The sequence below is a fragment of the Leptospira sp. GIMC2001 genome (assembly GCF_028462125.1).
In the GTDB taxonomy this organism is placed as follows: domain Bacteria; phylum Spirochaetota; class Leptospiria; order Leptospirales; family Leptospiraceae.
The window spans coordinates 934,143-947,513 of sequence record NZ_CP115468.1 but is presented as its reverse complement, the minus strand read 5'-3'; the positions used below and the strand labels follow the sequence as shown (position 1 = coordinate 947,513).

The 13,371-nt window shown below is 37.5% G+C and carries 12 protein-coding genes; 6 read left to right on the top strand and 6 right to left on the bottom strand.

The window, feature by feature from the left end; translation table 11 throughout:
- Positions 1–156 precede the first annotated feature (156 nt).
- Positions 157–384, bottom strand: a complete 228-nt coding sequence (locus tag O4O04_RS05670; protein ID WP_272534765.1) for a disulfide oxidoreductase — start codon at positions 382–384, stop codon at positions 157–159.
- Between the two features lie 59 nt (positions 385–443).
- Here O4O04_RS05670 and O4O04_RS05665 point away from each other — a divergent pair, with 59 nt between their 5' ends.
- Positions 444–851, top strand: a complete 408-nt coding sequence (locus O4O04_RS05665; protein ID WP_272534763.1) for a 6-pyruvoyl trahydropterin synthase family protein — start codon at positions 444–446, stop codon at positions 849–851.
- Between the two features lie 15 nt (positions 852–866).
- Positions 867–2,912, top strand: a complete 2,046-nt coding sequence (locus O4O04_RS05660; RefSeq protein WP_272534761.1) for an acetoacetate--CoA ligase — start codon at positions 867–869, stop codon at positions 2,910–2,912.
- Positions 2,913–2,926: 14 nt separating this feature from the next.
- Here O4O04_RS05660 and O4O04_RS05655 read toward each other — a convergent pair whose 3' ends face one another.
- The 3 genes from O4O04_RS05655 to O4O04_RS05645 all read right to left on the bottom strand — a co-directional run bounded on the left by O4O04_RS05655 (position 2,927) and on the right by O4O04_RS05645 (position 6,884).
- Positions 2,927–4,372 carry an Lcl C-terminal domain-containing protein gene (locus O4O04_RS05655; RefSeq protein ID WP_272534759.1) on the bottom strand — a complete coding sequence of 482 codons (1,446 nt, stop codon included), beginning with the start codon at positions 4,370–4,372 and terminating at the stop codon, positions 2,927–2,929.
- 47 nt (positions 4,373–4,419) lie between these two features.
- Positions 4,420–5,064 carry a lysoplasmalogenase gene (locus O4O04_RS05650; RefSeq protein WP_272534758.1) on the bottom strand — a complete coding sequence of 215 codons (645 nt, stop codon included), beginning with the start codon at positions 5,062–5,064 and terminating at the stop codon, positions 4,420–4,422.
- A 104-nt stretch (positions 5,065–5,168) separates the two neighbouring features.
- Positions 5,169–6,884 (bottom strand): glycerol-3-phosphate dehydrogenase/oxidase, encoded by a 1,716-nt coding sequence (locus tag O4O04_RS05645; protein ID WP_272534757.1) that lies wholly within the window; start codon positions 6,882–6,884, stop codon positions 5,169–5,171.
- Positions 6,885–7,034: 150 nt separating this feature from the next.
- Between O4O04_RS05645 and O4O04_RS05640 the strand changes: the two genes are divergently transcribed.
- From O4O04_RS05640 to O4O04_RS05630, 3 genes are read left to right on the top strand one after another with little or no spacing between them, the layout of a single operon-like run.
- Positions 7,035–7,373 (top strand): ArsR/SmtB family transcription factor, encoded by a 339-nt coding sequence (locus O4O04_RS05640; protein ID WP_272534755.1) that lies wholly within the window; start codon positions 7,035–7,037, stop codon positions 7,371–7,373.
- Positions 7,374–7,389: 16 nt separating this feature from the next.
- Positions 7,390–8,457 (top strand): ACR3 family arsenite efflux transporter, encoded by a 1,068-nt coding sequence (gene arsB / locus O4O04_RS05635; protein WP_272534754.1) that lies wholly within the window; start codon positions 7,390–7,392, stop codon positions 8,455–8,457.
- Positions 8,458–8,505: 48 nt separating this feature from the next.
- Positions 8,506–9,129 carry a low molecular weight phosphatase family protein gene (locus O4O04_RS05630; RefSeq protein WP_272534753.1) on the top strand — a complete coding sequence of 208 codons (624 nt, stop codon included), beginning with the start codon at positions 8,506–8,508 and terminating at the stop codon, positions 9,127–9,129.
- 168 nt (positions 9,130–9,297) lie between these two features.
- Here the strand turns inward: O4O04_RS05630 and O4O04_RS05625 are convergent, their stop codons facing one another.
- Positions 9,298–10,515: a metallophosphoesterase gene (locus tag O4O04_RS05625; protein ID WP_272536030.1), complete on the bottom strand. Its 1,218-nt coding sequence runs from the start codon at positions 10,513–10,515 to the stop codon at positions 9,298–9,300.
- Between the two features lie 194 nt (positions 10,516–10,709).
- On the opposite strand from O4O04_RS05625, the gene O4O04_RS05620 reads away from it, so the two are divergent.
- Positions 10,710–11,339, top strand: coding sequence for a hypothetical protein (locus tag O4O04_RS05620; RefSeq protein WP_272534752.1), 630 nt, complete (start codon positions 10,710–10,712; stop codon positions 11,337–11,339).
- A 104-nt stretch (positions 11,340–11,443) separates the two neighbouring features.
- Here the strand turns inward: O4O04_RS05620 and O4O04_RS05615 are convergent, their stop codons facing one another.
- Positions 11,444–13,285, bottom strand: coding sequence for a CPBP family intramembrane glutamic endopeptidase (locus tag O4O04_RS05615; RefSeq protein ID WP_272534751.1), 1,842 nt, complete (start codon positions 13,283–13,285; stop codon positions 11,444–11,446).
- Positions 13,286–13,371: the final 86 nt, after the last annotated feature.

Here is a 13,371-nt window from a genome sequence, read left to right as displayed (position 1 = left end):
TGAAAGGTATCGTCAACTGGTATTACAGCCCTCAAACGAGGAAATATGAAATTTCTTTATTCTTTAAAGAAATATGAAGGTGGTTTATTTTTGAAAAAATGAGAACAGGGCGAATGTCTCGCCCTAATCATGCTATTTGACCAGGATTGTCAGAGTTTAATCTTCTGAATCTTCTAAGAGATTATTTAAGCTATCAATCAGAACTTCCACTTCTACTCCATATCCCATACAGACTTGTTCTACCGTTTCTAATTCATTAATCGAACAATGTGAACAGCCTCCGAGGTGATAGCTTGAAAAAACGAGTCCAGCTTCAGGATGGAGAGCCATTGCTTCCCCTACAGTCATTTCTTTATAAAAACCAGTTTTTGTTGATTCAGTCATTGCATGCCCCTAAGATTTTACTATACATTAATTAGACTTGTGGTATACAGTCAAGTATTATGTTTCTAGATGAAAAAGGCGAATTTTATATAAGAATTGAGGGTCGATTTGAATCGGCACATTACCTTTACGAATATTTTCCCGATGGATCTGATGAACCGATCCACGGCCATTCCTGGAAAGTAGAAGTGTATCTAGCGGGTAAGAATGGACTTCGAGCGGACGGAATATCCTATGATTTTATATCAGCGAAAAGCAAGCTAAAAGAGCTTGTCGACACCATTGACCATCTTATGATCAATGATCTTCCTGAATTTAAAGGAGTCAATCCGACATCCGAGAATATAGCAAAATGGTTTTTTTACGGACTGAAATCATCAGTCGACGAAACGGGTGGAATTATCCAAAAAATTGTGATCCATGAAGGTCCAGAAAACATTGCCTATTTCATTCCAGGCAAAAAGTAATATCGGAACTCAGTTATGAATCAGCAGAATCCAAAACAAATTCCTCTCTGGTCACCTAATCATAGTAATGTTACGAAATCTCAGTTAACGATTTTTCAAAAAGCACTTGAATCGTCAATTGGTAAGAAATTTTCCAATTACCATGAGTTATGGAAATGGTCAACAGAACATGTGGAAGATTTCTGGCAATACTGGGCAGAATATTCGGGATTGATTTTTCAGAAAGAAGCAAAGTCTACTTGGACATTATCAGAGAATTTCTACGATACAGAATGGTTTCCAGGTTCCGAGATCAATTTCGCCGAGAATCTATTACGTAGATTCACAGAAGACCAGGATCGTGTTGCAATTCATTTCCAACCTGAATCCTCAACTGTTCCCGCGTCCGATCTTACTCGCAGAGACGTTTTGCATGAAGTGAAAAGATTGCAAGATTTCTTGATTGCATCTGATATAATAAAAGGGGATCGAATAGCAGGAATTCTTCCCAATTCTCCAGTATCTATACTATCGATGCTTGCAACCACATCACTTGGTGCAATATGGTCAAGTGCATCGCCAGACTTTGGCACCAAAGGGTTGTTAGATCGTTTCCAACAGATAGACCCTAAAATTCTAATTCTATGTGATGGTTACTTTTTCAAAGGCAAGAAAATTTCATGCCTTGCGAAATGGAAGGAGATTCTTGATTCGCTTCCATCAGTAGAGAAAATTGTAATCTGGAACTTTACTGAACAAGACAAAGCTCTAGATCTATCATCGATTCAAGAATGGACAGAATCATCTGTTCATGCCAATGGATCCAAACATTCCAAAGAAATAATTCTCTGGAACGAAATTCCATCGCCATCTGATAAAAACCCTGGTGAAAGTATCGAAATTCAATACACTCCTATTCATTTCAATGATCCAGTGTACATTATGTACTCATCTGGAACTACAGGTCTGCCTAAATGCATTGTACAAGGGCCAGGAGTTCTACTCAACCATACGAAAGAATTGATTCTACATACGGATCTTGTTGAAGACGAATCCATAACTTACTATACAACATGCGGTTGGATGATGTGGAATTGGGTTGCCTCATCGCTTTATATTGGTTCGCGTCTTTGTATTTTTGATGGGAATCCTTTCTATCCAGATTGGAGATTCCTCTGGGAATGGATCGATCGTGAGAAAATTCATGTATTTGGAATCTCTGCCAAGTATCTTACGGTTCTCGATTCCGAAAAAGTAGATCCAAAATCCGAGTTTAAATTGCAGAGTTTAAGAGCTATTCTCTCAACCGGATCACCCTTACCTGCATCTGGATTTGAATTTGTTTACAATCGTATAAAATCTGACATACAATTATCTTCCATTTCAGGTGGAACAGATCTTAACGGCTGCTTTGCGCTCGGTAATCCAACCCTTCCCGTTTATTCAGCTGAGATACAATGCCGAGGTCTTGGTATGGCAGTCCATGTATACAATGACGACGGACAATCTGTACTTGAAGAAAAAGGTGAATTAGTGTGCGAGAAACCTTTTCCCTCTATGCCTTTGTATTTCTGGAAAGATAAAGATCGCACCAAATACAAAGACGCATATTTTTCTCGCTTCGAAAACATCTGGTGTCATGGAGATTTTGCTGAAATTACAGCTACAGACGGTATGATCATCTATGGTAGAAGTGATGCAACACTCAACCCTGGTGGTGTGCGAATCGGAACAGCCGATATCTACAATATTATAGAAACGTTTGAAGAAATACAAGATTCAGTGATTATTGGACAAGACTATCAAGATGACGTACGAATTGTACTTTTTGTCAAGATGAAATCAAACTATACTTTTAGCGAAGAGCTTGTATCCAAAATTAAGAAAACAATTCGTGATCAAGTATCGCCTCGACATATGCCTGCCATCGTTCTTCCAGTTACGGACATTCCGTACACAGTGAATGGCAAGAAGGTCGAACTCGCTGTCAAGAATATTGTCGAAGGAAAAGAAGTAAAAAATGCCAATGCACTAAGCAATCCAGAATGTTTAGCTCAGTATCGTTTTCCAGAGTTGCAGTAGCGGCAGAATTTATATCAATTGGAATCTTGCACGCAATAGGCTTTGATATTTGCAGCCGTGCTTTTCGTAAGATTTGTTACCACTTCTCCTAATGAATTCATAGCAAATGCTCCCGCTTGTGAACCAGCATGAGAGCTTGTTGTAGCTGACCAGTATTGAACACTCGGTGTAACATTTGGAAAAAAGCTTCCTTCAATTCCATTGGTTGCATTAGAATAATCGAACAGACTTACTAACTCGTGTGAATTCGGGAGACGCCATCTTCCACCCAAATTAGAACAATCTTGGAGTGCAGCCTGCCAATTGGGATTTGGATTTGCGCCAGTACAACCTGGATAGGTTCTACCTGAAGTGCATCTTTTCCATGTTAGACCGGTTCGCAAGTCATTGACTTCTTCATCGTTGACAATACTCAATGATCGAGAGGGTGTTGCCCCTCCCGATACACAAAGTGCAAAACGGATTCCCGAATCAGTTCGTTGATTCAAAAAATTGCCATCCACAAATCTGAGTCGATAGCCTTCGGATGCATCATTGGGATCAATTGTGCTCGACCAGACGGAATTTGTTGCCGCTATTTGCGGAAATCGAGTGGTGTGTATAAAAGGCTCACCATCGTTATGATAGGTGATGTACATCAATTCTTGGATCGTGGGAAGTCTCCAGAATTTGAGACCTCCGTATCCTGATCCAGAATTTCGATTATTAAGATCGGAACAATTGGTGATCGCATCATCCTGGTTCATTCCTGTTGCTGCTCCACCACAATTGGTTGTTGGGTCTTGACCAATTAAGCAAGAATTCCAGATAAGTCCTGTTACCTGATCAACAGTAATTCGATCGTTGAATGTTGTGGAAGCAGATGCAAGTAGAGACCGACCATTGGCTGATGCAACGCTTCCATCTTGTCTGGGGTGCGTTGTAGAAACTGCATTGCAGGTTTGCATACTTGTGCTATCATAACAATTTGCGAGTCCAGTTTCTGGAACAGGTGATAAAGGTGTTACATTCACTGTAATTGTTGCATTCGGACAATTTGCACGAGAGAGAGTATAAGCAACTGGATTCGAGAAATCGTTTGAAGTGGAAGCACTCACTTGCGTAGTCTCCGAAATCTGAACTGCTGTATTCTCTGTAGTTTGGAAATCAGCGATTGCGCGAACAATTCTTCCGTAAGGAAGGTTGATCGCTACTGAATTTGTAGATATCGTTCCTGTATAGTTGCTAGACAAAGAATTGGTAGTTGATCCAAAAGAGTACGAAGTAAAATTCAGTTCGCAGGGATTACTAGAATCTTCATCTGAATTGCTTCCTGCAGCATTGGCTAGAGGCAAAACAAAAAGCATATCAGCATCTTGTTCCAATTGACAATTCAGAATTAGAAATGCTAGCAAATGAATCAGCCCATAAGAAATCAATCTTGTAAGCTGAATTCGGGTGCATCCAAGAAAGGGCTCCATAATCAGGTAAAACCTATCATAGAAACCCTTTCCTGTCTAATCAAATTTTAAGATTTAAGTCCGACTCCTAAAACTCCACGAGCAAGCAGACCTTGTGCCAAATAGTAGGTGGTCATGATTAGCAAATGCGATTGTGGAATTGGATCAATAAATTTGCTATAGGCTATGATACCATCGGATATCATGAAAAATACTGCACCGAGAAATATCGGAAGAGCTCCTTCTTTTTGAACGGATGCGAAGACTGCCATAGTAGCGATGGTTAACAAATAGACCGTCACAGGAATTGTCATCTCTCCTGTTCTTGGCAGAAGCAATAGGCACATAATAAAAGCAAAAAATAATACAACAGCAACTTGTGCTCTTCTCATAGCGAAGCTGTGGCGATTTCGTTTGTAAAAACTGGAGACATAGAATAAATGTGCAACCAAAAACAAACCAAGACCAATAGTAAAAGAATGAGGAAAGCTATGTGCGAGGACAACGTCTCCGGCAGATGAGAATACCAATCCAATTCCGAACAAAAGATACGGTATGCCTGTCTTGAATTTTGAAAGAACCAAAATAGCCAAAACCAGAATTGGCAATGCCTTTATGTAAGGTTGACCTTGATATGGTTCAAATTGCAGACTCACCAAATATACCAAGCATAGAAAAGGGAACAAAAGATTTAATACGTTCTTCGCATTCATAAATTTCTCCTAAAACGAATTTACCAACAAGGTTAAAAAATAGCGGACATATTGTCCGCGTCACTCAATTTTCAATTAAAGATTTTATTTAATCGCAGAGATAATTATCTTTTTTTTGCAACCTTATTCGATTTTTTGGACGGAGACTTCTTCTTACTATTTGATTTCTGAGAAATCGGCATACTCTTGTTAGATTTTGCTTTTGATTGACTAGATTTTCCTTCGCCAAAATACTCTTCCAACTTGGATTTTGCTTCATTCCCAAATAAAATTTCGCAAGCTTCTTTCAATCCTGGTGATGAACGAATCGTTTCTTTTCTTTCGATAAGAGAAATTTTAGATCGTCTTCGCAGAAAATCTTCTAGCTTTTCTACCATTTCTCTTCTTGCTGCTTGGTGCAATTCACATCGAATGTATTCCGTTCCGTGAATCAAAACTTCCGCTTGATCTGGATCTTCCCTAATATTTTCCAACATCCCGATTGCTTGCGCTCCGTATCTACGCCATAATCGCAGAGTAAGAGGTTCTGACGAATCAGGTACTGTGTAGGAATCCAAATCCATCAATCGTGCTTGATGAAAGTATTCATCTCTAATCGCATCATCTGGTTCGCCATACCAACGTTTGTTAGGAAATGGAAAATCGATTCCCATACTTTTTACATAGGATGCAACTTCTTCTCCCACATTGATACAATCCGTTAACTTACCACCGAAAACTGTTAGGTGCTTCTTATCTCGGATCACCTCTACTTCGTGCTTGCGAGAAAGCTGCATCCAATCTTTAGAACTTCCACTTTTCCCTTTTACACAGAGCGGTCTCACTCCGCAACGCTCAGATATGATATCCGCTTTTGTAATCGGTTTATCAAGATTCAATCTCTTATTGATATTCGATAATACGAACTCACGATCTTCTTCCGTTACCTCTGGAGTCGGTGTGTCAACTTTTGTATCGGTCGTACCAATGCAAGTTTTGGCTCCCATTGGAAGAACAAAAAACAATCTACCATCATCTGCAAAAAAAGTTAAGACTCTCTTGTGTGGACTTATGCGATCAACAATGAGATGGATTCCTTTGGAGAAAAGATGGTGGTGCTCAGTTGAGATATCAGATTTCTCATTTTCCATATCAGCCCAAGGTCCACAAGTATTGATGAGGAGCTTACTTTTGATATTAAACTTCTTACCAGACATCTTATCTTTAACAGACGTTATCCAAATATCATTTTCCTTTTTGGAACCTAACGATTCAACATAGTTTGCGGCGATACAACCATAGTTCAGTGCCATCCGTATAAAATTAAAAACGAATCTAGCATCATTATCGTGTAGATAAGAATCAGAATATTCGAATCCACCTTCAGCATTGGTTGTCTTCACCACTGGCTCTTCTCGTGCGATTCTAGATTTAGTAAGAAAACGTGGCGACTTCGTAAAGCAATTGCCAACGAACCAATAAAACCATGTTCCTAAATAGATAAACCAGGAAGGAAATCGGAATCCTTTTTCTATCGTAGTGTAGAACCGTATTTCTTGTACGGTTGATGGATAACTTCGCATCAAATGGTTTCTAGACATGCAAAGCTTTCTTACAAGGAAGAATTCCAAGCTTTCTAAATACTTGATTCCGCCCCAAGCGAGGTTTGACGATTCTTGACTTGTTCCTGAGGCAAAATCATTCATGTCAATTAAAGCAACCCTTGCTCCCTTAGCAGAAAGTGATGCAGCGGATACGGCACCGTTGATCCCCCCGCCAAGAATTAGGACATCGAAGACTTCACTATTCAATTTCTCAATATTGGATTCTCTTAGTTTCATAGATTGTACTTATTTAAAACTCTGGGATTGCTCCAATTGAGCAAGGAAAAATACATAATCATCCAAGGAATAGCCTCAGTTGGAAAATAAAAAATTCATCATTTTTTATTTGACATCTTTCCTTATATCGGTAAAATACGATAAAGCAAAATGGGAATTACAAAAACGGAAAATTTTTCTAAGCACGAAAATGAAGTGGCGAAGTATGCCAAAGCACTCGCATCCCCAGCTCGAATCGCTATATTAGAAATCTTGATCGAGAGAAAAGAATGCATCTGTGGAGAGTTAGTTGAGCTCCTCCCTTTATCGCAAGCTACCGTATCCCAACATTTGAGAGAACTTAAGGACGCAAACCTTATCAAAGGTGAGATCTCAGGTCCGAAAGTTTGCTATTGCATTGATCTTGAAGGTTGGAACCAAATGGTGACATTGTTCGGAAATTTATTTACAAAAACCAATATACTATCAGCAACAAATGAATGTTGTTAAAAAATCAGGAACCTATATGCAAGAAAATTCAATTCCCAATGTCAATCCTAAATCTTTAGGATTTATAGATCGTTATCTAACTTTATGGATTTTTATAGCTATGGGAATTGGCATTGCAATCGGCAATTTATTTCCAGGTTTCTCAACGAATCTAGAAACAATGCAATCAGGTACAACTAATATTCCTATCGCAATTGGATTGATTCTTATGATGTATCCACCACTTGCAAAAGTGCGATACGATCAATTGCATATAGTTTTTCGAAATAAAAAAATCATTGCTATATCAGTTCTACTCAATTGGATAGTCGGTCCTTTATTGATGTTTGGACTTGCCATTCTATTTCTAAATGACAAGCCCGAATATATGGCAGGACTGATATTGATCGGAATTGCAAGATGCATTGCAATGGTGTTAGTCTGGAATGATCTTGCAGAAGGGAGTCGCGAATACGCCGCAGGATTGGTTGCTCTCAATTCCATTTTTCAAATACTTACTTATAGCTTTCTTGCATATTTTTTCTTATCCATTGTACCGGGCTACTTGGGTCTGGAAAATATGAAAATTGATCTTAGTATATATGATATAGCTGAATCTGTATTATTGTATCTTGGCATTCCGTTTCTTGCTGGTTTCTTGAGTCGATACTTTCTTGTCCGAATTAAAGGTGAAGAGTGGTATACTAAAGTTTTTGTTCCATTCATAAGTCCGATTACTTTGATTGCTCTACTACTTACTATTGTATTGATGTTCAGTTTGAAAGGAGGTTTGATTCTAACACTTCCTTTAGATGTAATTCGAATTGCTATTCCTCTTGTTCTGTATTTCCTAATCATGTTTCTTCTAACTTTTTGGATCTCCGTCAAAGTGGGAGCTAACTACTCTGAGAATGCTGCTGTTTCATTTACAGCAACGGGAAATAATTTCGAATTAGCAATTGCTGTTGCAATCGGAACCTTTGGATTGCAATCAGGCCAAGCATTTGCGGGAGTTATAGGACCTCTAGTAGAAGTTCCTGCACTGATTCTCCTAGTTCAAGTTAGCTTTATACTCAAGCGAAAATTCTACAAAAATAAAAAGTAATCTGATTCAATTGTGGAAAACAATAATACTCACTAAGGACATAAGCCCATGAAACTCTACCCGGAATTGGACAACTGGGTCCAAACTGAGATTTTAGATTCTCAGTCTCTTGCAGAAGATAGAATCGCAATATTAAATAAAATCAAAGAATATATCCTAAGCAAAAAGAAAGAAGATACGCTTGTGAATCTAAATTTTATATGCACGCATAATTCAAGACGTAGTCATATATCGCAGATTCTTGCTTATATTGCGTCTATTTATTATGAAGTGAATGGAATAGAATTCTTCAGTGGCGGAACTGAAGCAACTGCCTTTAATCCTAGGGCAATATCCGCCTTTCAAAACATTGGAGTCAACATTTCAACTTTAGATCCAAAATCACCAAATCCTCATTATATGATAAAAGCTACAGATAATGAAAATATTAAACCATTGATTGCATTCTCTAAAAAATACAATGACTCGCCCAATCCTAGTGAGAGTTATCTCGCAATTATGACTTGTGATCACGCCGCAGAAAATTGCCCAGTAGTATTTGGATCCGACAAGAAAATCAACCTTACTTATAAAGATCCTAAAGAATCGGACGATACGTCAGACGAGAAAGAAACTTATAGAAACAAATTGATAGAAATAGGAAGAGAAATGTTCTATCTTATGGCACCCTAAGAATAAGAATCTAAACATTTATTTGACTGCAAATTTCGAATTCCATCTGAAACGCATTGATTACATAATTTTATTTACCAAAATCGATTGACATGGCAATTTTCATTCTTTTGACTAAATTTGTAAAAGGGTTCGGTGTATTCGATAGCCCGGGACTTAAGCCCCGGGCTATTTCAAAACAATACTCGTTATCTCGGACGGGGCTCCAATCCGTAGCGGTGGCCCCCAATAACCTGTTCCACGACTAACATACAAAGTGGTTTTATTGTAAACATGTAAACCAGCAACAAATTTCTGGACTAAATAGATAATTAGATTACCTGGGAAATACTGCCCACCATGAGTATGTCCAGAAAGTTGAAGGTCATATCCAACCTTGGATGCTTCCAGAATACTATTGGGTTGGTGAGCAAGTAATATTTTGTAGTCAGCATCTTCACCGCCTTGAATAGAAGCATGGGGGTTAGTTGCATGTTGCGGCAAGATACTTCCAGCTTTCAAATCTGTTACACCACCTAATGCAATTTTTGCGGAATTGTGATTGATAATTGTATTTTCATTTAGGAGCACGCTGATTCCAAGATTTTTTATAATTTGAATCCAAGTTAGCACACCTGAATAGTATTCATGATTTCCCGTAACAAAAAAAGTTCCGTATTTTGACTTTAGATCAGCAAGAGGAAGCAAATGATCTTTGAATTGTGACGCAGGTCCATCTACAAGATCCCCCGTTATCACAACTATATCGGGATTCATATTATTGATTCTATTAACAACATGTTGTAAAAACGGCCTCTTTATCGTTGGACCAATATGCACATCCGAGATTTGCACTATTTTAAATCCTTTAAGATCTTTATGGTGTTGAGTTGCAGATACTTCGACGTTCACAGTTTTAATTCTCGTAGTTGCTTGGAACATTCCCCAAATCGTAAGAATCGCCGTTACAAAAAGAAAAAATAATGTGAGAACTAATTGTCCAAGGAAAGGATCATTGGTATTCCAGTTCAAACCAACTACGCGAACCAGATCTCCAAAAATTTTACTAAATTGTGAGTTAAGATCTATTGCTGCAATCAAAGGTATGAAATTAAGAAGTTTCCAAATCGAAAAAACCAGATCCATCACAACAATCATCGTGAGTAGAATGGTAAAAAATCCCAAACTTAAGAAAGCAACAAAACTTAGTGCCGACTGAATTCTTGCATGATTTACTGAATGACTTGCATAATAAGAAATGGGAATCGAAAAAACAAGAAATGCGATCAATAACCACAAACAAAAACTGGAAGTAGAATCAAGCTGTAAGCTTTGTATCAAACTTCTGCCAATATAAAAATATCCGGCGGCAATCAAACTTGTAAAAACAGATAAAAAAATTATCATTCTAGTCAATCAGAAATCTCCATTACTCAGAAATAAACTGATAGTTAGACAATTAGAATATCTAAGAAAGCTGTCTAAAATAGGATAATTGATAATTTAGATAACCTCATCAAAAATTAACTTATCTTTAATCAAGCATTCTAAAACATTATGACGAGAAATCTATTTACAAGCTTTAAAAAAAGTTCTAAACTATGAGACTACATGATAATCAATCAATTTATGATTTAGCCACAATTCGCGCTTTTTTTGAAAAAGATAGGCAAGATATTGCCTCATCTTCTAGCACACTTCATATCTCAATGGTTGATTTAATAGACGCTTGGATATCTTACTTTTGGCCTATATTTATTGGTGATTTTATATCATTAAAACGATTTGAGTCTTTAGACAGACCAATGATTTCATTTAGAAATAATTTATCTGAATTAATTGATTACTTTGAATCGCTTGAGAAGGAACAAAAAAATGACAATCCAATTCAAGCATACGATCTATTCAGAAATAAATTATCTCTTACTCGAAGCAATAGAATTATCGACAGAAATCTTGGAAATAAAATCCAAACAGTACTGAGTCAAATCGAGAAGACAATATTGACTAGTACTGTAAGAAATTTTAAAGATATAAATGGTCGCTCAGTGTTTCAATACGATCCTAAACTTAAGTCTATCAAAATCGAATCAGCATCTTACAATTGGCTCGAATCGGAGATTGATAAACTAAGAAAAAATGGAGAATCGAATCAGATAGTAATTACAAATCTATGGCTAAGTTTAATTCAAGAATTCAATACATTCCTAATCAAAGATAAAATCTCCTGACTGCAATAATTCAATCAGGATTGTATATGATGCATCACTTAGGAGGTCAACAATATCATTTGGTTTCTGCTATTGCATATCACTGAATGCTCTCGTGATGTAATTCAACCGACGAATTGAATAAGACTGACAAGTAAGATGCAAGCAAAGTGGAATCCGACCACCGGGATAATACTCTCCGATCTTTCTCGACAAAGCCCTGCAGACAGCCCAAAAACAAACCCACCTAGCATCTGCGAAACCCAGGCAAAATCTCCCAAGAAAGATTCAATTGGGAAAGTAAAATGAACAGGAGATAATACAACCGCTAATGCATAAATCATAGCGGAAATAATTACAGGAGTAGAGACAAACCATTCTCCACCTGATTTTTGAATTCGAAACATGCGAACCAGTTGTCCGTGTATAATTCCCCGAAACAAAACTTCTACTGCAATAGGAAGAGATAGCAACATTAAAATATTAGAAATCCCTGGTACTGCATCAACTATTCCAATTAAAGGAATCCAAGCTCCTCCCATCAAGGCACCAAGAAAAGTAATAGGAAAGAACAACCACCAATCATTGCCCGCAGGAATGCGCATTCCATAAAACCAAGGAATCTTTCTACCTATTGCGAAAAACAAAGTCGTTGTATACAATACTGTAACAACAGTGTAAATTTCTAGGGGCAATCCAAAGGATTCCAATATCCAAAATCCAAACGCATCCGAGAATTTCCAAAAGCCAAGACAAATCCAACCAAGGATTGCTAAACCAACTCCAAGAAAAGTTGTCCAAGATATTCTGACCAATTTTTCCAAAAAGTTTGGTTTATAAAATGATTCTCGAATGATATCGGCTATTTCGGACGGATTTAAATAAGTTCCAGTTGTTCTCGGTGATCCACCAATATCACCCGCCCCGCCCCAACGATTTTTGGGAATTTTACCACTAACATTTTTATCATATAGATTTAGCCTATCATAGATTAGGTTCATATCGAGCGGCGTGAAAATATCAGATTTACGAAGTGTGTAATGTCCATCTCGTTTTTGGAGTACTATAAGTCCTGGATTTTTACCGTACATTTTGTTCAAATGTTGTTCAATCTCGTATATGCCCATATCAGCTCGATACACGACTGCACTATTTTTATCATCTAGTTCAACTCGAGCCAATTCATCTAAACCTTTAAAATCTTTGAAATCTTCGGGATGATAGACTAGCTCATCAATTTTTTTGAGAACTTGAATTGTATATTCTATAAAGTCCGACTCTTCCCATTTGCCAGATTTCTTAACGGCAATTTCTTTCTTACGAAGAATTTCTATTTTTGCATTGGTCTCTTCTTGCAATTTTTTAGGAAAGGCTGTGAAATGATTCAGCTCTAAACCTATACCGTCAATCAGACCTTCCAATCTTAGAATAGGTAAGATCTCTGAAATGGTAGAATAATCTTCATCGTTTAGATGAACATGATTGAGTAGAACCCAGATAGCAAGTACTGTATCTAAGTCTGGATCATTCGCCCAGATATTCCAATTCTTCTCAGTGAGATCCAATCCTTTCATAACAAGGATTGCTGCTTGTTCGCATGTCGATAGAGTAAATGATCGCACAACACCTGTATGGTGATCTAGATTATAAACTTGTCTTTTAACATCTATAAATGGGGCAGCATCGCAAGCTCCATCAAGGAAAATAGTGCGATCGTTAGCTTTGCGTCCGCTATTTTCGGAGAAAACTTTCCCTTTCTCAATTCTTACGGAAAGATTAGGAGATTCTAAACAAATAATATGACTGCCTTCGGATGATTTTTTGATCGAATATCGATCAGGAATATTCTTACGAACGGATTTTATCTGAGGCTTTGATTGGGATTTATCTTGTCTTTGGGATGTTTTTTGAGACGAAGACTTATTGGTTCTAGTCTTAGATTTTTTCTTGGGAGATTTATTATTCAACAAAATACCCTAAAATTCAAGCCGTAAGTATTTACTATCAAGTTTCATATCACAAAACTATTTCTATCTCAATACTAAACGGCTTG